23 protein-coding genes are annotated in these 20,059 nt (G+C 33.2%); 4 read left to right on the plus strand and 19 right to left on the minus strand.

Going from position 1 to position 20,059, the window contains the following annotated elements; genetic code table 11:
- Window positions 1–33: 33 nt before the first annotated feature.
- From lepB to RTP99_RS25010, 7 genes are all read right to left on the minus strand, one after another.
- Complete coding sequence (gene lepB, locus RTP99_RS24980) at window positions 34–597, minus strand: signal peptidase I (RefSeq protein WP_000751900.1); 564 nt, start codon at window positions 595–597, stop codon at window positions 34–36.
- Window positions 598–654: 57 nt separating this feature from the next.
- Window positions 655–1,248 (minus strand): TVP38/TMEM64 family protein, encoded by a 594-nt coding sequence (locus tag RTP99_RS24985; RefSeq protein ID WP_000347516.1) that lies wholly within the window; start codon window positions 1,246–1,248, stop codon window positions 655–657.
- Between the two features lie 603 nt (window positions 1,249–1,851).
- Entirely contained in the window at window positions 1,852–2,433 is a 582-nt protein-coding gene (locus RTP99_RS24990) for a hypothetical protein (RefSeq protein ID WP_312368010.1), read from the minus strand.
- Window positions 2,434–2,707: 274 nt separating this feature from the next.
- Entirely contained in the window at window positions 2,708–3,367 is a 660-nt protein-coding gene (locus tag RTP99_RS24995) for a response regulator transcription factor (RefSeq protein WP_042874587.1), read from the minus strand.
- A gap of 54 nt (window positions 3,368–3,421) precedes the next feature.
- A complete protein-coding gene (locus tag RTP99_RS25000; protein ID WP_225991048.1) occupies window positions 3,422–4,642 on the minus strand; it encodes a sensor histidine kinase in 1,221 nt (406 codons plus the stop codon).
- Between the two features lie 92 nt (window positions 4,643–4,734).
- Complete coding sequence (locus RTP99_RS25005) at window positions 4,735–5,697, minus strand: hypothetical protein (RefSeq protein WP_225991049.1); 963 nt, start codon at window positions 5,695–5,697, stop codon at window positions 4,735–4,737.
- Window positions 5,698–6,074: 377 nt separating this feature from the next.
- A complete protein-coding gene (locus RTP99_RS25010) occupies window positions 6,075–6,656 on the minus strand; it encodes a competence protein ComK (protein ID WP_000444430.1) in 582 nt (193 codons plus the stop codon).
- Window positions 6,657–6,940: 284 nt separating this feature from the next.
- Between RTP99_RS25010 and RTP99_RS25015 the strand changes: the two genes are divergently transcribed.
- Together RTP99_RS25015 and RTP99_RS25020 are read left to right on the plus strand one after the other, a co-directional pair.
- Window positions 6,941–7,126 carry a hypothetical protein gene (locus tag RTP99_RS25015; protein ID WP_000391455.1) on the plus strand — a complete coding sequence of 62 codons (186 nt, stop codon included), beginning with the start codon at window positions 6,941–6,943 and terminating at the stop codon, window positions 7,124–7,126.
- 319 nt (window positions 7,127–7,445) lie between these two features.
- Window positions 7,446–7,667 carry a hypothetical protein gene (locus RTP99_RS25020; RefSeq protein WP_000412680.1) on the plus strand — a complete coding sequence of 74 codons (222 nt, stop codon included), beginning with the start codon at window positions 7,446–7,448 and terminating at the stop codon, window positions 7,665–7,667.
- A 337-nt stretch (window positions 7,668–8,004) separates the two neighbouring features.
- Here RTP99_RS25020 and cspA read toward each other — a convergent pair whose 3' ends face one another.
- On the minus strand, window positions 8,005–8,208 hold the full coding sequence (gene cspA, locus RTP99_RS25025) for an RNA chaperone/antiterminator CspA (RefSeq protein WP_000301522.1): 204 nt from the start codon (window positions 8,206–8,208) through the stop codon (window positions 8,005–8,007).
- A 284-nt stretch (window positions 8,209–8,492) separates the two neighbouring features.
- On the opposite strand from cspA, the gene RTP99_RS25030 reads away from it, so the two are divergent.
- Complete coding sequence (locus RTP99_RS25030) at window positions 8,493–8,987, plus strand: DUF6584 family protein (protein ID WP_000182387.1); 495 nt, start codon at window positions 8,493–8,495, stop codon at window positions 8,985–8,987.
- 19 nt (window positions 8,988–9,006) lie between these two features.
- Window positions 9,007–9,798, plus strand: coding sequence for a phosphotransferase (locus tag RTP99_RS25035; RefSeq protein ID WP_000073781.1), 792 nt, complete (start codon window positions 9,007–9,009; stop codon window positions 9,796–9,798).
- Window positions 9,799–9,940: 142 nt separating this feature from the next.
- On the opposite strand, the gene aceA is transcribed toward RTP99_RS25035, so the two are convergent.
- The 11 genes from aceA to RTP99_RS25090 all read right to left on the minus strand — a co-directional run bounded on the left by aceA (window position 9,941) and on the right by RTP99_RS25090 (window position 19,988).
- Window positions 9,941–11,218, minus strand: a complete 1,278-nt coding sequence (aceA, locus tag RTP99_RS25040; protein ID WP_000787356.1) for an isocitrate lyase — start codon at window positions 11,216–11,218, stop codon at window positions 9,941–9,943.
- Window positions 11,219–11,241: 23 nt separating this feature from the next.
- Window positions 11,242–12,831, minus strand: a complete 1,590-nt coding sequence (gene aceB / locus RTP99_RS25045) for a malate synthase A (RefSeq protein WP_000107320.1) — start codon at window positions 12,829–12,831, stop codon at window positions 11,242–11,244.
- 188 nt (window positions 12,832–13,019) lie between these two features.
- The gene (locus RTP99_RS25050; protein WP_000731024.1) at window positions 13,020–13,679 is read right to left on the minus strand and encodes an S-layer homology domain-containing protein; all 660 of its coding nucleotides are present in this window, start codon (window positions 13,677–13,679) and stop codon (window positions 13,020–13,022) included.
- Window positions 13,680–14,019: 340 nt separating this feature from the next.
- Window positions 14,020–14,679, minus strand: coding sequence for an S-layer homology domain-containing protein (locus tag RTP99_RS25055; RefSeq protein ID WP_000739938.1), 660 nt, complete (start codon window positions 14,677–14,679; stop codon window positions 14,020–14,022).
- Window positions 14,680–15,090: 411 nt separating this feature from the next.
- On the minus strand, window positions 15,091–15,762 hold the full coding sequence (locus RTP99_RS25060; protein WP_001214820.1) for an S-layer homology domain-containing protein: 672 nt from the start codon (window positions 15,760–15,762) through the stop codon (window positions 15,091–15,093).
- Between the two features lie 84 nt (window positions 15,763–15,846).
- Window positions 15,847–16,749 carry a DMT family transporter gene (locus RTP99_RS25065; protein WP_000469090.1) on the minus strand — a complete coding sequence of 301 codons (903 nt, stop codon included), beginning with the start codon at window positions 16,747–16,749 and terminating at the stop codon, window positions 15,847–15,849.
- A gap of 95 nt (window positions 16,750–16,844) precedes the next feature.
- Window positions 16,845–18,110 carry a M48 family metallopeptidase gene (locus tag RTP99_RS25070; RefSeq protein WP_001233283.1) on the minus strand — a complete coding sequence of 422 codons (1,266 nt, stop codon included), beginning with the start codon at window positions 18,108–18,110 and terminating at the stop codon, window positions 16,845–16,847.
- Window positions 18,111–18,244: 134 nt separating this feature from the next.
- A complete protein-coding gene (locus RTP99_RS25075) occupies window positions 18,245–18,433 on the minus strand; it encodes a hypothetical protein (protein ID WP_000949421.1) in 189 nt (62 codons plus the stop codon).
- An 11-nt stretch (window positions 18,434–18,444) separates the two neighbouring features.
- On the minus strand, window positions 18,445–18,744 hold the full coding sequence (locus RTP99_RS25080) for a hypothetical protein (protein ID WP_001006054.1): 300 nt from the start codon (window positions 18,742–18,744) through the stop codon (window positions 18,445–18,447).
- A 25-nt stretch (window positions 18,745–18,769) separates the two neighbouring features.
- Complete coding sequence (locus tag RTP99_RS25085; protein WP_000750872.1) at window positions 18,770–19,132, minus strand: hypothetical protein; 363 nt, start codon at window positions 19,130–19,132, stop codon at window positions 18,770–18,772.
- A 1-nt stretch (window position 19,133) separates the two neighbouring features.
- Window positions 19,134–19,988: a CPBP family intramembrane glutamic endopeptidase gene (locus tag RTP99_RS25090; RefSeq protein WP_000115762.1), complete on the minus strand. Its 855-nt coding sequence runs from the start codon at window positions 19,986–19,988 to the stop codon at window positions 19,134–19,136.
- Window positions 19,989–20,059 lie beyond the last annotated feature (71 nt).

The following is a 20,059-nucleotide window of genomic DNA, read 5'->3' on the forward strand; positions in this document are numbered from 1 at the left end:
AGTTTGTCTTTTTCTATACTTCTACCTATTATATCAACCTTTTGAAAAATTCGTTTGCACTTCTTGAATTGGCCAATATCGTAAATCAACTTTACCGACAACTGTATCAGCTTTTACAAAACCAAAATGTCTACTATCCCAGCTCCCGAGGCGGTTATCACCTACTACAAAAATATATCCAGGTGGCACCGTTTTTTCCTTCGTTAACTCTTCTAGCGTAAAATCACCTGTTAGTTGTCGTCCATTTATCTCTTTCTTATATTTCTCTAGATAAGGTTCATCCACGAATTGTCCGTTTATATATAGTTTATCATGCTTATATTCAATATGGTCCCCAGGTAAACCGATAATTCGTTTTACGTAGTCCTCTTTTTTGTTCGCATGAAATACAACAACATCAAACCTATTCAAGTCCCCCACTTGATAACTCACCTTATTTACAACGAGCATATTGCCATCTTGCAATGTCGGCATCATTGACTTCCCCTCTACAACATACGTTGAAAAGAAAAACGTTCGAAAAAATACAGCTAATAATACACCAATTAAAATTGTTCGTATCCACTCTATGCCTTCTTTTTTCAAAGTTTTCTTCATCCGCTTCTCCCCTTATCCTTTAATAATGAAGCTTTCCTTTACAAAGAAGACTTATTCTTAATGCAGTTCTAACTTTACTTCAATTTTCTTGCCGACATACCATAAAATAAAAATACCAATCGCTACAATGACTGATTTCACCGGATTATGAATAAATGACATTAAATCATGACCGATATACGTTAAAATAAAAATCATCACAAGCTTTCCGAACGCGAGCGCAAGACCAAACTGTTTTACACTAATGCGCGATAGACCAGCGACAACATTTATAAGCGCAGACGGTGTAAACGGAAAACAAAAGATGACGAAAATCGGCGCGAACCCTTTCCTTTCAATCCATCCCATTGCCTTTCGTACTTTCTCATGTTTATTCACAAAAGAAAAGAAACGACTTCGGCCAAAATGGCGGATTATGAAAAAAACAAGTAAGGCACCCATTACTGATCCAAGCCAAGAATAAAGAAAACCGAGCCAAAATCCAAATGCAACAGCATTCGCCAGTACAAATACGATAAGTGGCAATGCTGGAATTAGCGCCTCTATCATCGGTAGCCCAATACCAAGAAGTGGTCCGAACGCTTTATAGCTTTCAACAATATGATCCATATTTTCTGGTGAAAAATACTCTTTGATTGTCTGAAAATCCATTCTACACTTTACCCCTTTACTCTAAGTACTACCTCTACTGTATCATTGCCTATATGAAAGAGGAAATGGTAGATACGACATATGGAGATGTAATTATTAAGTTTCCATATCTTTCATGAGAATTCCTTCATTATTATGCTATGATAATCTATCAATATTCGACAATATTTAGAAAGGAATGATATACATAGTGACAATCAGTATTTTTCAAAAATAAATTTGCTGTGCATAATGCTATTTTATATCAACAATACACCCTATAAATAAAAAAGAGTTTGACCCGAGTAGCTATTCAGCTACTTTTGGGTCAAACTCTTTTTGAACTTCAATATAATCTTAATAATAAAATTTAATAATTCTTTTTATCCTTAAGAAAAAGAATTACAGAAATAATCACTAGAACAATAACTATGGTATCTAAAACATATGATACCGTTGTACTTAAACTCATTAATTTCATATTTATAAGCCCTGCATACAAACCTACAAATATCATTAATAAATCGTATATCTTTTTTAATTTTAAGTAACGAATTACAAAAAACACTGAAAAACTAAAGAAGAAAATCGTACTGATGATAGTCATATTTCACTCCTATATCATTATTCAAAACAAGCAGAATAAATACTTCCTAAAGCAAAGAAATCTAGCAACGCTTGTTTAGCTTCTAGTCCTGCTGCACTTGCTGCTTTTTTCACTGCAGAAGTTGCGGCTGCTTTTTTACTTTGTCCACTAGCTCTAGCTGCATTATATGCTGGAATCAATTTATTCACAAATGTTTTTGCCCCACCTAGTGCTTGTAATGCACTTTTAATTTTTGTAAGCTTAGTAATTGAGAATACATTAGAAACTAATGCAAACCCGACAGCTGAAACACAACCTGCCACCCCATATGCTACAGCTTCATCATTCTCAATAGCATCCATAACTTGGAATAAGCCATCATAATTATTTTCCGCCATCCACTGATTTACAGAATCACTACCTTCTGCTAATACACTATCAGGAATTGATTCAATAACACTTAACACCTTAAATGCTTTGTCCATTTCAGCCTTCTCTTCTAATGAATAAGTTGGTGGATTAATTTCTGCCGCACTTACAGAAGTTGTATTTGCTAGACTTCCACCTAAAATTGCAGCTGAGAGCATTAACGCTGTACATTTAAATAGTTTCTTTTTCATCACAATTTCCCCCTATTAAACTGACATAACGTCGTTTTTAATATTTACCAAGTTACTTCATCTTGGTTTCTATACATAACTATATTAAAAACAATGTAAGTTTCATACGAAGAGTTTATTGTATTTTTCCGAAATACAAGTTTCGGAAAAATACAAATTTACTTTTCTACATCATAATAAAGGGAATGAAAAAGTAAACTTGTAGGAAAACAAGAAAAAGAAGTGATTGAAGGTTATTTCAACAAACTAAATTTTTGATCTTTTATTACATATATCACAAATTAATTTTAGATAATATCCCCAGAGACTTTGCTTTTTCTACAGCCTCTACCCTAGAAGATACTCTTAACTTATTAAATAGCTCCGTTAACGTATATTCTATAGAGCGTTGGCTTAAATTCAATGTTACTGCAATATTTTTATTAGTCATTCCTTGCTGTACAAAAATTAAAACTTCTCGCTCTCTTTGAGTTAAAGTAATAGGAATTTCATTTATTTTTTCAGATTGTAACACTGATTTTGCTGAAAACTGCTGAATTCGCAATTGCCTAAATAAGCCTAATGGAATAACCACTTCTTTTCGTTTAGCACAACGAATCGTAGTTATCATCTGTTCTTTAGACGCAGTTTTACTGATAATTCCAGAAATATTATTTTCTAGAAGTAGATTAAAATGCGGCTCTATGTCAAAACCTGTATAAATTATTATAGCAGCATCCGGATCATGCTTTAAAATCCCCTTTGTAACTTCCAACCCATTTAAATTAGGCATAAATAAATCCACTAAATAAACATCATATTTTTTTTTAGTAATACAACTTAAATATTCAGCACTGTCAAACAAAACATCTGCACAAATATCTTCTGTTTCTATGAGTGCCTTTGTTCCCATTCCAACAGCCATATGGTCATCTATAATAAGAACCTCTATCATTTCCATCCTCCTATTAACAATTTTTTGCACATCACATATAGTCTTTAATTAAATTTAATATCTATCTCTAATCCTTGACCTATATTCGAGTTTATTTTTTATTTCCCCATTTAAGCTTTTTACCCTAGTAACAACCCCTGATATTCCCATGGTTGTATAGGATTCAGTTATTGCACTTATTTTCATTCCGATACCGTCATCTTTATATACAAGATAAATCGATTCCGCTTCCTCGAACACATATAGATATACAACAGAAGCTTGCGAATGCTTTAATGCGTTATTTAACAACTCTTGTATAATTCTATATATAGCATTTTCATACTCTAAATTTCTCATATTAAACTTTTCTTGAATGTCATAATTCAAATGAAAATTCGCCTCGAAACTTATCTTTTTAAACAATCGCTGAAGTGATTGTTGCAAACCTAACTCCTTTAGAAATGGAGGTCTTAAATTGTTGCATGTTTCTCGAACAATATATATTTGATCCATTAATTCCTCTTTGATTTCATCTAATACTTCTACTACTTTTTCATCTACAAATAATTCTTTATATCCTTCCATTTTTCGATACAAACGTAACTGATCTTGTAAAACGCCATCGTGAATATCCCGAGACAAATCCCCTCGCTCCTTTTCACTTATCATTACAGATAAACGAGCAAATCGATTGACATACTCTTTTTCTGAATTTTCACGAGATATTTCATCCATAAAATCTTCTAAATTTTTGGCAGCTTCAAATTGCAAATGGATATAATTTGAAATTGTTTCCAACCATAAAATCTCGTCAATACTTAAACTCTCTCTATCACAAATTAATACTACTTTACTTGCATTTAAATCTGAAACCACAACGATAAAATATCCTTCTATCCATATCACGGATCCTACTGTGAATTCGCACCACTTTACTTTTTTTAATACCTCATAATTTAGCGACACTTTTCCCTCAATAGGTTCTATTTCTTGGTTGGCATTATTAATTTGTAGAAAAATTATTTCCTTTATCGCTAATACGTCTATAAACTCTCGTTTAATTACTTTTATTAAATCAGATTGTTTGTACTCACTTTTCATTTGATGAAGAAATCTATTTAAACTATTTGAATAAATTTTCTTATGGTCATATAAGACCTTACGAAACTTAAAATCTAAATAGTCTTTAAAATAATAACTCACAATAATAAAAATAAAAGTAACAATATTTACTTGAATAAAATCTAATACATTTTCCAACTCAAACTTCTTATCAAAAACAATTATTTCCATTATCAATATTAATCCTGAAACAATCAATGATACAAATAAGTAATATTTAAATCTACTAATGATAAAATTCACATCAAATAAATCCCTTGAAATCAATAAATAAAAAAATAAGTTGGAATGAATAAGAAAAATATTATAGATATTTCAAATTCTATTAATTCTTTCCCTAAAAATAAGCTGGGAATAACAAAAAAGAATATAAACGGTATTAAAGAAATCAAAAAACTAATAATAATAGCTTTAATAAACTCCAATTTTACATTTTGTTTATTCCGAAAAATAAAGCGCACTAAGAGAAACATTATAGTAAATAACAATATTAAAAAGGTAATTCCGTTTATTAATGAACCTAATCTATTATAAAAAAATCGCAGTGCATTCGTTGATATTAATAGAATAATTACAGTTTTTTGCAGAAAATTAAGGGTTTTAGCATTGATAATCCTCTTATTCCTATTGTTAAAATACGCATTTAAAAATAATAGGAATAACACTAGGGAGTAATTGAAGCTACTTGACATAACAATCATACCTAATACATCCATTCTCCCATAGGCAATTGAGCTAATATATGTCAGGCTAAACAATGTAAGGAATTGCAACAAGTAGTTAGACCAATCATTATTTTTTCTACCGTTATAAATTATTATAAATAGACAACTACTAATAAATATTAAGTAATATAACAACGGCATAAACAAATGATATGTAAATTGTTTATCACCCTTTTCATACATTACATTATATTTCCTTTCAGTTTCACCTTGTTGAACATGAATAGTTTGTACCTTTTCCACTCTAGAAAACATGTTTACAGATGAATTGAATTCCGGGGGTTCTCTATCTAAATTCTTTATAATATCTCCCCTCTTAATTCCTTGTTTTGCAGCCCATTTATCATCATCCAAATCTACTATTTGATAATTTCCATCTATCTTCTCTACTTCAATTCCCAGCATTGGATATTTAACAATAATAGTCGAAAAATAAACTACTAATAAAAAAGAAATAAGTATAAAATTTATTTCTTTTTTATAACTATGGATATTTTTCATCAAAACCCTCCCAGAATAAGAAATCTTGCCGAGTATACAACAAAAAAAGGAGTTATCAATATAACTCCTTTTCAGAACTGCATTTGTTTATGGCCATAACATATTACGCAGTGTAGGCAGCGCCACTACTAATACAACAAAGCTAGAAGTCATATACTTGAAATATAAATTATAATTAACTTTTTTCATAATTAATACCCACTTTCTATTTTTTAATTCTATAATTTGAAATCGACATAATCTCTTTTAATATTATATTATAAAAAAATATATATTCTCCCGAAAAATATATGCGTCTTTCCGAAATACTTTTTTCGGAAAGACGCATATATTAAAAGACCCCATACTATATTTTAAACTACTTCTAAAATCCCTTTTTACAGATCCTCTTCTCTAACAAAATACACTTTCTCATAAGCTGGTCTTAATGTTGATTCATCCCTTTGATCAACCTCTTTAAAACAAGGATTCCCTTGTTTTTTCCTACGATCTTCATACTCCGTTCGCAATTTCGCAGTACGATTTTGTTGATTTTCAAAACTAGTTTTCGATATCTCTAACTTCACCGCAAAGCCATTTATAAATCTAATAATAAGGTTTCCATCTTTTAATTCTTTATTGCTTTCAATATAAAAATGAGATAACCACGCGCACTCTTTTCTAGAATACGAATAGGTAGGGAAAAAATAAAGTTGATCGGTCGGACTAATTGCAATTGGTGCTTTATGTGTAATATGAGTTAACTCTTTCGTTCCTTCTTTTCTGCCTAAGAAACTAGAACCATGCTTGCGACAACTTCTTTCTATAATATCTAGAGGTTTTTGAAATACGAAAAAAGAGTCTTGCACCTCAACAACTCGCGTAACAATTTTCTTTTCACTGAGAATTACAGGAAGTAAGGCCATTGTATTTTTATTTACAACATAGTTTTCGACGTAGCGTTCTACTTTACTTTCCATATTCCACTATCTCCTTTTTTCTATTTATATTAGCAGCTGCATGTATAATTTTAGCATCTATGAAAAGGAAATGGCTTACAGATTCCGCTTTTTTACAATACTTTATTATTTGTCAAATACCTTTTAAATTATAAAATAAAAATATATTGTTTTTACAATAATAAACCTATACAAAATCTATTTATACTACCTATAAATATTTACAACTACTTCCTCATTTCGCATCATTAAGACAATTAACTTTGCTATAATAAAAATAAAAATCCACTATATGGAGGTCCACTATGGAAGAAAAAGAAAGCCAGCCAACAATTCAAATGAAAAATAGTAGTATTGTGATTGTGAAAAACTCAGCTAGTATTATATTTGGGCTATTTTTCATTCTCTTATTCTTTGCAAGGCCTTTTCGTAAATCGAAATGCTCTGAATGTAAAAAACGAGAGAAGAAAAAGGTTGAAAAAGAAAAGTAAAAGGCTTTCCATTTCGGAAAGCCTTTTACTCTTCTTCATATTTTCTTCCAAGTGTCCCTATACCCCCTTTATTTTAATATTATTACATAGTAAAAATATGATAAAAAAATTATCGACTACATTAAAAAATACTTGCACGTGTTACCCGTTTTTATTTTTTATTAAGAACTTCAACTTTATACATCACTAGCAACTTTTTAACTCGTTAAATCTGCAATATAAGTTTTGTATATAATTCCACTTCAAAACACAAAATATGTAAGTGATTATTTATGATTACATTAGTTTTTTATCTAATTCCAAAAAGGAGCTGTATAATATGGAGAAAAAAAGTCTATTAAGCCAACAGATTAATAGCGTCCCATCAGATGCTCTGAATACCCCTAGTAAGGAGCAAGAACAAATGTTAGAAACATCATCTCAAGACGAACAAACTTCTAACAACAACAATGCTAACAAAAAAGATGTTACTCAAAGCCTATATGGCGCAGATTTACCCATTTCAGATGTAGACAGAACAACAAATAAAGTGAACCTTTAATCAGTGGGGGTTTTGTTCATCCCCCACTGATTATTAGTTGAACCAATCGGACTTTTACGGACAGTTGATCCCCCACCTAACTTCTTTGCTTCCACTGAATTTTGAGGTGGGGGTCTTACTGCCCGTTAACGCGGGATAAAAAATGAATTGTAAAGAAAAAAATTAAGAACAAATAAACTTAATACTTTCTTATTTATAAAGTGAAACTTTAATCAGCCCTCAACAATTGGGCGTTAACAGGGAGTTGGTCTCCCGCCGAATTTTAAGATGGAAAGACTTTCTCCACAACAAAAAAAGGATGGCAGCTGCCATCCTTTTTCCATAATAAACTATAAAATTATAGTTTGATTACGTTTTTAGCTTGAGGTCCACGGTTACCTTCTTCGATTTCGAAGCTAACTTTTTGACCTTCTTCTAGAGATTTGAAACCTTCAGTTTCGATTGCAGAGAAGTGTACGAATACGTCGTTTTCGCCTGGAACTTCGATGAAACCGAAGCCTTTTTCGTTGTTAAACCATTTTACTTGTCCTGTTACTGCCATGATTATTTCCTCCTAAGAAAATACATTTTTTTAAATTTTTAGTTTTCCTATCTAAAAAAAGAATCCACACATTATCAAATACGAAACATAAACTAGTTCTCACATACTTTTTCTCGTTCGTTTTCAGCACTTGATAATATATGGATTGCTTAATTTAACTATTCAACTGACACTATCATAGCATACTTAAAATAAAATGTACAATCTTTTTTGAAAATAGAATTTCTAATTTTTAGTATTTCTTATAAAATATAATTATCTCTATCCAAAATAAGGAGGAGTTTATGACCAATAAAATCCCTAGAAAAACATTAAAAAGAATTGAAGAGGATATTGAAAAGAATAATCTTGGAAAAGCAAGAGATAGATTGCATGGCCTCATCTTTACATACCCAAATGAATTACATCTTCGAAAACAACTCGGAGATATTTATTATAAATTACAATATCCAGAAATGGCTGGACGTTACTGGTATCTAGAGAAGCATAAAACAGATATTATGCATGAATCATGTTTATTATTTGAAAAATCAATGGGAAATAATCCTCATCATATTGCACGTGCTTTAAAGTTTAAAGGCGATTCTAACCATTTAAAAGGTTTGTATAAAGCTCAACCGTTATCTTCCGTGCAGATGAAAGTAGCAGAGGAGCTAATTTATGATTATAAAGAAACATGGCAAGATAAGCTAGTTCCTTTTGGCTGTCTAGCATTGCTTGCTTCCCTTCTCTTTTCTACCATTGTTGGTCTATTCACTATTTGGAATTGGATTTTTTAATCACAGGGGGAATTTTCACATGTCAAACTACGCCAAAGAAGAAAAGCTTACAGGGGGAAACGTCTCAAACGTATATCGTTCTAAAAATACTGTTCGACGAGAATTGAAGCCAGACAGTGCAAAAGTTCATAAGTTATTACAGCATTTAGAAAACAAAGGTTTTCATTACGCACCAAAGTTTTTAGGTATAGATGAGAAAAATAGAGAGACTTTATCTTTTATTGAAGGAGATGCTGGAAATTATCCTTTAAAAGAATATATGCGATCTAATGATGTGTTAAAAGAAATAGCAAAGATGCTTCGCCTTTATCATGATGCGGTAAGTGACTTTCCGTTATTAGATGATTGGAAACCTATGGACCATACCCCAAATAACATTGAGGTTTTATGCCACAATGATTTTGCCATATATAACATTATATTTAATAACGAGAAACCAGTAGGTATTATTGATTTCGATGTTGCTGCTCCTGGCCCAAGAATTTGGGATATCGCTTATACGCTTTATACTTGTGTGCCTTTAAGTAGAGTGTATTATACGGAATCAGGCGAGGCAATTCGTTATGAATCAACACAACATGCTGATCGTATAAAAGAAAGAGTGCAATTGTTTGTTCAGTCCTACGGGAAAAGTATGGACGAAGATTACTTAGGAATGGTACTACTACGCCTAGAAGCGTTATGTACGTATATGAAAAGAAAAGCGCAAGAAGGTGACTTGAATTTCCAAAGAATGATTGATGAAGGACATTTAGAGCATTATGAAAAAGATATGAAGTTTATTCGTGATCATGGAGCTGAGTGGATTTGATCATATTGTCTTTTTTTGTCGGTAAGTCGATATTTTTTGTCGAATCGTCGATATATTTGAAAAATCGTTGATATATTTTCATTTACTCTCGAATCGTGCGAAAAATAATAAGGGGCATCCTTCAAAAAGGGGCCCCTTCCTTTTATTTCGTAAATTGTGCTTCTTCTGTAGATCCTTTTAATGCTGTCGTTGATGAAGTACCGCCTGTAATCACCTGTGCTACTTCATCAAAGTAACCTGTTCCTACTTCTCGTTGATGGCGAGTTGCAGAGTAGCCGTGTTTTTCTGCTGCGAATTCCGCTTGTTGTAGTTCAGAGTACGCTGCCATGCCGCGCTCTTTATAGCCGCGTGCTAATTCGAACATGCCGTAGTTTAATGAGTGGAATCCAGCAAGTGTTACGAACTGGAACTTATAACCGTAAGATGCGATTTCTTTTTGGAAGCTCGCAATTGTTTTCTCATCTAGTTTTTGTTTCCAGTTAAATGAAGGTGAACAGTTGTATGCAAGCAATTTCCCTGGATGTTCTTTATGAATTGCTTCCGCAAATCGTTTTGCATCTTCTAAATTTGGTTCAGACGTCTCGCACCAAACAAGGTCTGCATAAGGAGCGTATGCTAAACCACGTGCAATTGCTTGATCAAGGCCCGCCTTCGTACGATAAAATCCTTCTGGTGTTCTTTCTCCGGTAATAAACGCTTTATCAACAGGATCGATATCGCTCGTAATTAAATCTGCTGCATCCGCATCTGTTCTTGCAACGATAATTGTCGGCACTCCCATTACGTCTGCCGCCAGGCGTGCCGAAATTAAATTACGCACCGCTGTTTGCGTCGGTAGTAATACTTTTCCGCCTAAATGACCGCATTTTTTCTCTGAAGATAATTGATCTTCGAAGTGCACACCTGATGCGCCTGCTTCAATCATACCTTTCATCAGCTCAAATACGTTTAATTGTCCGCCAAATCCAGCTTCTGCATCTGCTACAATTGGCACGAAATAATCTGTATCACCGCTTCCTTCCATATGCTGAATTTGATCCGCACGTTGCAGTGTTTGATTAATTCGTTTTACTACAGCAGGTACGCTGTTCGCTGGATATAAACTTTGGTCTGGATACATATGTCCAGAAAGGTTCGCATCCGCCGCTACTTGCCATCCACTTAAATAAATTGCTTTTAACCCAGCTTTTACTTGTTGCATCGCTTGGTTTCCTGTTAATGCGCCAAGTGCGTTAATATAATCTTCCGTATGAAGCGACGCCCAAAGCTTTTCAGCACCGCGGCGCGCTAATGTATGCTCAATATCAATTGATCCACGCAGGCGAATTACATCTTCTGCCGAATATGGACGTGTGATCCCTTTCCAACGCGTATCTAGTTCCCAGCTCTCTTGTAATTTCTCGATTCTTTCGTTTTTCATTTGTTCCATCCCCTTTTCACTTTTTATAAAATTTCATAACCCGGTAATGTTAAAAATGGTACAAATTCATCATTCCGAACGAGATTTGTAAATAACGTTGTCGCCTCTTGGAATCTCCCTTTCTTAAAGGCTTCTTTACCAATCTCTCTTTCTATTTTTGCTAACTCTTCTTCTTTTAGCTCTTCCATTAATTCAAGTGTAATATTACGGCCATCATTTAATTTTCCACCTTCATGGCGAATCCATTGCCATACTTGTGCCCTAGAAATTTCTGCTGTTGCTGCATCTTCCATTAAGTTATAAATTGGTGCTGCTCCCCGGCCGCTTAACCAAGATGCAATATATTGAATACCTACGCTAATATTCAGACGAAGACCCTCTTCTGTAATCGTTCCCACTGGTACTTCTAATAAATCCTTTTCTGTAACATGTATTTCTTCACGTTTTCTAAAAATTTGATTCGGCGTTTTCATAATGTGATTAAATACTTCCATCGCGACTGGTACAAGTCCCGGGTGGGCAACCCAAGTCCCATCATGACCGTCTAAAGCTTCGCGCTCCTTATCCGCACGCACTTTTTCAAAAGCTGCTTCATTCGCTTCTGGATTGTTTTTAATTGGAATTTGTGCTGCCATTCCTCCAATAGCTGGTGCATTACGACGGTGACACGTTTGAATGACTTTCAAAGAATACGCGCGCATAAACGGCGCCGTCATCGTGACTTGCGCTCTATCTGGAAGTAAAAATTCATTATGATTACGGAAACCCTTTAAAAAACTAAAAATATAATCCCATCTTCCGCAATTTAATCCAGCAGAATGATCTTTAAGCTCATACAAAATTTCATCCATTTCAAACGAAGCGTGAATCGTTTCCAATAATACTGTTGCTTTAATCGTTCCGTTTGGAATACCGATATATTTTTGAGCAAATACGAAAACATCATTCCATAGCCTTGCTTCTAAATAGCTTTCCATTTTCGGTAAGTAAAAGTATGGACCGCTTCCTTTTGCTAAAAGAGCTTTCGCATTATGGAAAAAATAAAGTCCAAAATCTACTAAGCTACCAGACATATTCTTCCCGTCAACTTGCATATGTTTTTCTTCTAAATGCCATCCTCTTGGACGCACAATTAATACTGCTGTTTTACTATTTAAACGATATTCTTTTCCGTTTTCATTTTTATGTGAAATCGTTCCCTTTACTGCATCTCGTAAGTTTATTTGACCTTCAATTGCATTTTCCCAAGTTGGTGAATTCGAATCTTCAAAATCCGCCATAAAAAGATGTGCTCCTGAATTTAAAGCGTTAATAACCATCTTTCTATCTACTGGGCCAGTAATCTCTACGCGGCGATCCTCTAAATCTTTTGGCAATTTAGCAATTGTCCAATCCGCTTCACGTATGTGCTTCGTTTCTTCTAAAAACTTCGGAAACTCTCCTGCATCAATTCTCTTTTGTTTCTCCGCACGCTTTTGTAAAAGTTCTATGCGGCGCTCATTGAAATTTTCATGTAGTTCCTTTAAAAAACTAAGCGCCTCAGGTGTCAATATTTCGTTGTACGCTGGTAACATTTCTCCCACGAGTGTAACCCGTGAAGTTTGCGTCGACATATTAGCATCCCCTTCTTAAACTGTTTTATAACAGATTTGATTTTATGTTTTATATTATATAACAAATCTTCAGAAAAGGAAGTTTTTTTTGAAAATTTAATCGTTTTTTTTAAAACTGTATTCTTCCACCGGTATTACACATAAAAAAGAAGCCGGTGTTATACAACACCAGCTTCTTGTTCTATTATTTATTCAAAAATTGTTTTAAATAAGAATTGCGCATATTGTTCACGTGTTACTTTCATGTTTGGAGCAAAGTTACCCTTGCCATCTCCTACTGAAATACCATTTGAACCTACTGCATTAATCGCATTTTCTGCCCAATGTCCTTTTGGTACATCTTTAAATCCTTTTGTTTCTTTTACTTCTAACTCATATGCTACTGTAAGCACTTGTGCCATTTCTGCACGTGTTAATGTATCTTTCGGTCTAAAGTTTCCAGTTCCATCACCATTAAAGATACCTAATTCTGTTAATACTAAAATTTCTTCTAAGAACATTGTTGATCTTTCATTAATATCTTTATATGGATTTTCAAGAATATCGCCTTCCTCGAATACTTCACTGAAATCCATTGTGCGATAAATTAAAGCGGCTACTTGTTCACGTGTTACGTTATGTCCAAAACCGAACACACCATTTCCATAACCAAGCATAATTTCTTGTTCTGCTAAAGTTTGAATTGCTTCATAAGACCAATGTCCTGCTGGTACATCTTTAAAGAATGCCTGACTTGCTTGTTGTGGCTTTGCAGCTAATTCAGCTTTTGCTGTTGTCCCTTCAGCACCAAATGCTACTCCACCCATAATTGTTAAAGCTGTTGCTACTTTTAAAACTTTTTTCTTCAAAGTATTCTCTCCCTAAAAAACATATTTTTTTCTAATATAAAGAATTAATGGAAGCGTAACAATATAATTTTCATGTGAGTTTTGTCTAATTTATGAACTATATTTCACATACTTTTATTTACACTTTATTAATAATAAAGTTACTAAACCGTATATTTAAACAATAAAAAGTCACTTTATTCAACCTCTTCTTATCCACTAAATTCGAAAAACTAAATTACGAATAGAAAATCGATATAATTACAAATAATTTTAAATAAGAAAAAAGCGTGGAATTCCCGCGCTTTCTTCTCGATATATATTATATTAATATAACTTAAACATCCTTATATTTTAACTTTCATTCATAATCTTCATCTTTTACTGGAAAATAAAAAACAGCTTTATTTAAAAACGTTGCATATTGCTCACGTGTTACAACTTTATTCGGTTCAAATTTCCCATTCCCTGTTCCTACTATGACATGATTAGACTGTAGTGCACTAATCGCATTTTTTGCCCAATGATTATTTGGTACATCTTTAAATGTATGATTCTTCTTCACCTCAAATGTAAATGCATTCGTAAGAATTTGTGCCATTTCTGCGCGTGTTACTGGTGCAGTTGGTCTAAAGTTTCCTTTTTCATCACCTTTAAAAATACCATGCTCTGTTAATACTAAAATTTCATCCAAAAACATTGTTGCTCTCTCAGAAATATCTTTGTATGGATTTTTTAAAGGTCCTTCCCTTTTCAAATTCAATGTACGATACAGCACTGCTGCTACTTGTTCTCTTGTTACATTATCACCTACACCAAACTTACCATTTCCATACCCTAACATTACTTTATTGTATACTACATCCATTATATCGTCATATGCCCAGTAGTTTACTGGAACATCATCAAACACAATCATTTCTGGATATTCTTCCGCTTTTACGTTTGGAACATTCGTACTTACAAACAAACCACCCATAATAGTTACCGTTGCCATTATACGTAACATATTCTTCTTCATTGCCCTCTCCCCTTTACCTCCATTTGAAAAAACGGAAAATAATAGACTGAAATCCTTTCCAATATTACATATGTTGCCTTTGCACCATTTATGCAATATATTACATTTAAAAAATCTATTATTGTGAAAATCACTACTAAAGGAGAGCCAATTCGCTCTCAATTTCAACTTTTATACCGAATTGTACGCAAACTAATTTTCTTTCCTGTATTCATGTAAAGGTGTTTCTATAATATAAATATTCTACTTTTTTTTAAAGAAATCCTTCACGTTTTAAGAGTTCATTTTCTAGACAAAAAATGCAATTATATCGACTTAACTACAACATACGACAATAGTAACCTCTCTATTAACAAAAGCTCATAATGAGCGAAAGATACCTCTTCCACAAATTATGAGCTTTCCCTTTATCTATTCCATTTTCCCTGGAGAATTATCAATTGATCGTTGTAAAAACTTTGCAAATTGCCCACGTGTAACGAGCATTTCAGGCTGGAACTTGCCATCTCCCGTTCCTACCGCTACTTTATTAGAATGCAATGCGCTAATTGCATCCCTTGCCCAATGATTTTCTGATATATCTGTAAATGTATGTGGACTCTTTGTTTTCAACTCATATGCTTTCGTTAAAATTTGTGCTAATTCTGCACGAGTCAATGTATCTTTCGGACGGAAATTCCCATTTTCGTCTCCTTTAAAAATACCAAGCTGTGTTAAGCGTAAAATTTCGTAAGGGAACATGGTTGATTTCGCACTAATATCTCCATATGGATTTCCAATAGTCGCACTTCTTTTTACATGAAGTGCGCGGTACAATACTGCCGCCGCTTGTTCACGTGTTATATGATCTTCTGTCCCAAACTTACCATTTCCATAGCCATACATAATGCGATGATATACTAAATTTGTAATTTCATCATATGCCCAATGATCTGTTGTTACATCATCAAACTTTATCATAATATTAGGACTAGATTTTTGGATAACATCTGTATTTGCAGACACACCATTTGCACTTACAAATATTCCCCCCATTAAAGTTAGTGATGTCGCGATCTTTACTAGCTTTTTCATCCCTCTCATCTACCTTTTCCTTTATTCCCCTGCAAATTATATTATACAAAAAACCTGAAAATTTTAAATGCAATTAAACCTAATTATTTACAATTACGAATACAATTTTTCTTTTACTGCTATTTCCTCATCCTTCGTTTTTCGAAAAGTAAATGCCATTCCTACAAATATAAGAACAATTCCTACTACTTGCATACTAGTCGGTCTAAACCCAGTAAAGACGGTATCTAATAGTATTGCAACCGCAGGATCCAAAAATACTAATACAGAAATCATTCTAGTAGATAAATCTCTTAAACTGTCAAAAAATAAGTAATATACAAATCCAGTATGTATAAGACCTGTCGCTGTAATCATCATCCAATTCATCTCTGTTAATCCTTGAAACTTGCCAAAATCTACGAATGGTAGCAATAAAAATATACCTAAAAACGTTTGTAAAAATGTCATCGCATATGCGCTCGTATGCTGAATTCCTTTTCCTAATAAAGTGGTAAAAGCATAAAATAGTGCCGCAAGTAGTGCCCATACCATGCCAGATGACATCAGTTTTTCAAGTGATAGACTTCCATCTACTCCAGCCACTAACACTGTACCGATAAAACAAATGACAATGGACAAAACAGCAAACATTGTAAGTCTCTCTTTAAATACGATACTACCAATCATTAATACGATAATGGGTGCTAGATGATAAACTGAAATCGCAATTGTAATCGACATAACTTCAAACGCTTTAAATAGAAATACCCAGTTAAAAACGAGAAATACACCGCATGCTAATATTTGCATGATTTCTTTTTTATTCCATTGCTCACTTTTATATTGTCCTGTTACGAGCCAACATAATGCTAAAAATATAGTCGCACAAATACAACGAACGAATACTAATTCAAAAGACGGTAAACCTGTTTGAACAGAGAAAAATCCAATTGATCCGAAAATAGACATCGAAAGGATCATTTTTATAGCCGGCATTGATTTTGAATGAAACAAAATATTAACCTCCTAAACATTTCACTGAATATTCCATATATTATACACTATAATTTTCCAAAACTCGAATAACGCATAAAAAAAGAAGCAGTACACTACCGCTTCTTTTCCTTTTCATATTGTTCAAACGTATGAATTCTTTCGAAAATTGGTGGATGTGTGTATAAGAAAAACTTCACTAACGCAGGAGGATTTACTTGGCTTAAACTCGTTTTTGATAAATATTGAAACGTTTTTACACCAGATTTCCCGTCCTTCGTCATGTCTAAAGCATATTGATCTGCTGCTCGTTCTTCTATACGAGAAACATAGTTTGTTGCTGGTTGTGATACAAAAGAGAGGACAGAAGAAATTAAGAAAAATAAAGGTAAAATTGAGAAACATGCTGCTTTTGGAATTTGCAGCGTATCTCCCCATTTTCGAATACACATATTGATAATACGACTAATGAGGTACATCCCTATAAACGATAGCAACACATAACTCGCAACGCCCCAATATATATGTTTCATAACATAATGCCCCATTTCATGGGCCATTATAAATAAAATTTCTTTATCTTTTAATTGCTTAAGCGTCGTATCCCACATTACAATACGCGAGTTAAGTCCTATTCCTGTTACGTAGGCATTTAATGCATTCGTTTTTTCCGACATATTTACTTCATATACATGTTTTGCTGGAATATCAGCTTTGTCTGCCATCGCTAAAATTTTCATTTCTAATTCTTTATTTTTCAGCGTCGAGAAGTCGTTATACAGTGGATCAATCACAACAGGCTGTATGAATGTTAAAAAGATTGTAAACGGAACAGAGAGTGCCCAGCCTGCTAACCACCATCTCTTCGGGAATTTACGGATAAGCCAGAGAAGAACCGTAACTACAATTAACATAGTTGCATAACTTTCCCAAAAACCGATAACATGATCTTTTATCCAGCTTTGTGTACTTTGCGTTGAAATGCCGTAATCAACGGAAACTTTTCGGCTAATCCATTGCATCGGCAAGGCAAGAACTGTTGTAAGTAATGATAAATAAAAGAAATAAATCGCAACTTGCAGGACACTTATTTTCGTCGTTTCCTTCGACCATTTCTCAAACTTTTTTGAAATACCGAGCACAAGTACAAATAATAAAATAATCCATTCAAGAGGCGTCGCTAAAAAATACAGTAAATTTTTCACGCGCGAATAATCTTGGCTTAGCGTAAGCTCTCTTGCATTCATAAACGTTTCTGGATCTGCACTCGTTCCTTTATACATGTCCGGAATTAGTTCATGATTCCATCCAAATAAATACCAATATATAAATAACGCAAACCCAACGTACAAAAAAAGCGACCACCCGATAACCTTCCTCACGCTATTCCCTCCTCTATGCTGCCTGTCTATTATTATTGTAAGTTCGTACATGCTAAATTAGAACAAGCTTATTACGCGAATTGCTCGAGATCCTTTTATTTACATAAAAAAACTCTTCTACATAAAGAAGAGTTTTACCTACCTTTTGACACTTTATTCGGTTCATACTCTGGGATAAGAAACGTACTTACAACCCAACATATTAAACCAACGCCTTTTATATAGCGTATATATTCATAGTCTTGAAAAAATAAAGTCGTTACAATAAGCGTAAAAAATCCAATTAAAACTAGTACATATCCTATTTGCTTCTTAGATAACATAACGTACCTCTTTAAGGAAGTACATCCATTAATAAGCTAAAATCTTGTAAAGAAAAAGAACTATATTTCATAATACCTTGTACAGCTAAAAGTAAAATAAGACCGGTCACACACATATAATTAACGCTTTCTTCACTCTTTTTTTCAGCAACTACGCCGCCACTAATACATAAAATCCCTAGCAAATGAAGTGCTAAATACATAAAGAAATAAGCTTCCTCCCAGCGAAGAATAACGTTGACTGTCGTTATTAGCACAATACTAAGCACAATCAAATAAAAAAACTTATTTGATGATATTGTTTCATTCATATAATTTTATACACCCCTTTCAAATTTAGAATGAATGATGTTTCAAAGCTATAAAGTAAATGATTGTTTTCATACTATAAAACAAAAGGAAAGCCACTATTACTTTCTCGAATATTTTATGAACCCACATATACTTCTCTTCATTTTTTCTGAAGATGCGCTTCATCATTTCTTCTACTATTAGACCAAATATTAGTAAAACCCCTAGCACAATAAGAAGAGAAATAATATTTTCTTTTAAATGATTACTAGAGAACAAATAATACTCCGGAAACACAATCGTATCTACTACAGGTTGAAGCCAATGACAAACGCTTTTATCACACATATCTGTAATAGACGTAGCATCTATAATGTCTTTCAATATTTTTTCAATCGTCTTCTTCATCTCATTTACTCCCCACGACATCTGAAAAGCTTTTTTCCTGCTCTACATATATAGCGGGCATTTCTTTACTCCAATATTTGCGGTTAACAAATAAAAAGATGAGTACTAAGTTTAATCCTGTTATAAAAATAATAAGTCCTGGAAAGAACGTCGTATAATTTGAGAAATCTGCAAAACTCATTATCTCTTCTTTATTTATTAAAAAAGAAGCACCGATTACAAATGCATTGTTTAACATGTGAATAGCAATTGGCATGAGTAAACTATTCGTACGAATATATACGATTGATAGTACAACGCTAAATACAATTGCACCTAGGAAATCAACGTGTAACAATGCAAACAATATTGCTACAACAATGATCGCTATACTCGTTCCCCATTTTGCTGCGAAGCGTTGCAGTAAAAATCCGCGAAAAACAAATTCCCCAATAATTGGTGCGATGAATACGACCATAATAACTTGATAAACATATCCCCCAGTGCTATCCATAATCGGTTCGCGTAATGCGTTCATAATAAATGTCGGTGTAATCCATGCAAAGCTATACATGTACAAAATAAGATATCCATAACTAAACACGCATAACATGATCGTAATGTATAAAACTTGCACCAGGTTAAATGTTTCATTTCTATTAATAAATAATGAAAATGCAACACGGTGTTTTTTATACGCAAAATAAATCCACGTAATCGGCAGGATATAGAATATAAGAATATTTATAAAAGTAGAATTTTGCATATGAAATGTATTTTCTATCAATTCATTACTGGCTCTTGCAACTACAGTTAATAGTGCAAATACAATTAAAAAATATCTAGCTCGCATCGTTTGAAACGGATTCACACTCATCTCCTCCCCTATGTTACTTTTATCATATCATTTGATTCTTAATTTTTTGAGAAAGAAAACCTTAAAATTTC

This window comes from Bacillus sp. (in: firmicutes), assembly GCF_031983925.1.
Classification (GTDB): domain Bacteria; phylum Bacillota; class Bacilli; order Bacillales; family Bacillaceae_G; genus Bacillus_A; species Bacillus_A pacificus.

What these genes read in the sequence shown, in the direction of transcription:
- RTP99_RS25010 (WP_000444430.1), bottom strand. Translation starts at nt 6,656, where the DNA reads ATGGAAAGTAAAGTAGAACGCTACGTCGAAAACTATGTTGTAAATAAA.
- RTP99_RS25015 (WP_000391455.1), top strand. Translation starts at nt 6,941, where the DNA reads ATGGAAGAAAAAGAAAGCCAGCCAACAATTCAAATGAAAAATAGTAGT.
- RTP99_RS25035 (WP_000073781.1), top strand. Translation starts at nt 9,007, where the DNA reads ATGTCAAACTACGCCAAAGAAGAAAAGCTTACAGGGGGAAACGTCTCA.
- RTP99_RS24990 (WP_312368010.1), bottom strand. Translation starts at nt 2,433, where the DNA reads ATGAAAAAGAAACTATTTAAATGTACAGCGTTAATGCTCTCAGCTGCA.
- RTP99_RS25020 (WP_000412680.1), top strand. Translation starts at nt 7,446, where the DNA reads ATGGAGAAAAAAAGTCTATTAAGCCAACAGATTAATAGCGTCCCATCA.
- RTP99_RS25060 (WP_001214820.1), bottom strand. Translation starts at nt 15,762, where the DNA reads ATGAGAGGGATGAAAAAGCTAGTAAAGATCGCGACATCACTAACTTTA.
- RTP99_RS25090 (WP_000115762.1), bottom strand. Translation starts at nt 19,988, where the DNA reads ATGAGTGTGAATCCGTTTCAAACGATGCGAGCTAGATATTTTTTAATT.
- lepB (WP_000751900.1), bottom strand. Translation starts at nt 597, where the DNA reads ATGAAGAAAACTTTGAAAAAAGAAGGCATAGAGTGGATACGAACAATT.
- aceA (WP_000787356.1), bottom strand. Translation starts at nt 11,218, where the DNA reads ATGAAAAACGAAAGAATCGAGAAATTACAAGAGAGCTGGGAACTAGAT.
- RTP99_RS25075 (WP_000949421.1), bottom strand. Translation starts at nt 18,433, where the DNA reads ATGTTATCTAAGAAGCAAATAGGATATGTACTAGTTTTAATTGGATTT.
- RTP99_RS24985 (WP_000347516.1), bottom strand. Translation starts at nt 1,248, where the DNA reads ATGGATTTTCAGACAATCAAAGAGTATTTTTCACCAGAAAATATGGAT.
- RTP99_RS25055 (WP_000739938.1), bottom strand. Translation starts at nt 14,679, where the DNA reads ATGAAGAAGAATATGTTACGTATAATGGCAACGGTAACTATTATGGGT.
- RTP99_RS24995 (WP_042874587.1), bottom strand. Translation starts at nt 3,367, where the DNA reads ATGATAGAGGTTCTTATTATAGATGACCATATGGCTGTTGGAATGGGA.
- RTP99_RS25080 (WP_001006054.1), bottom strand. Translation starts at nt 18,744, where the DNA reads ATGAATGAAACAATATCATCAAATAAGTTTTTTTATTTGATTGTGCTT.
- cspA (WP_000301522.1), bottom strand. Translation starts at nt 8,208, where the DNA reads ATGGCAGTAACAGGACAAGTAAAATGGTTTAACAACGAAAAAGGCTTC.
- RTP99_RS25005 (WP_225991049.1), bottom strand. Translation starts at nt 5,697, where the DNA reads ATGAAAAATATCCATAGTTATAAAAAAGAAATAAATTTTATACTTATT.
- aceB (WP_000107320.1), bottom strand. Translation starts at nt 12,831, where the DNA reads ATGTCGACGCAAACTTCACGGGTTACACTCGTGGGAGAAATGTTACCA.
- RTP99_RS25000 (WP_225991048.1), bottom strand. Translation starts at nt 4,642, where the DNA reads ATGGAAATAATTGTTTTTGATAAGAAGTTTGAGTTGGAAAATGTATTA.
- RTP99_RS25030 (WP_000182387.1), top strand. Translation starts at nt 8,493, where the DNA reads ATGACCAATAAAATCCCTAGAAAAACATTAAAAAGAATTGAAGAGGAT.
- RTP99_RS25085 (WP_000750872.1), bottom strand. Translation starts at nt 19,132, where the DNA reads ATGAAGAAGACGATTGAAAAAATATTGAAAGACATTATAGATGCTACG.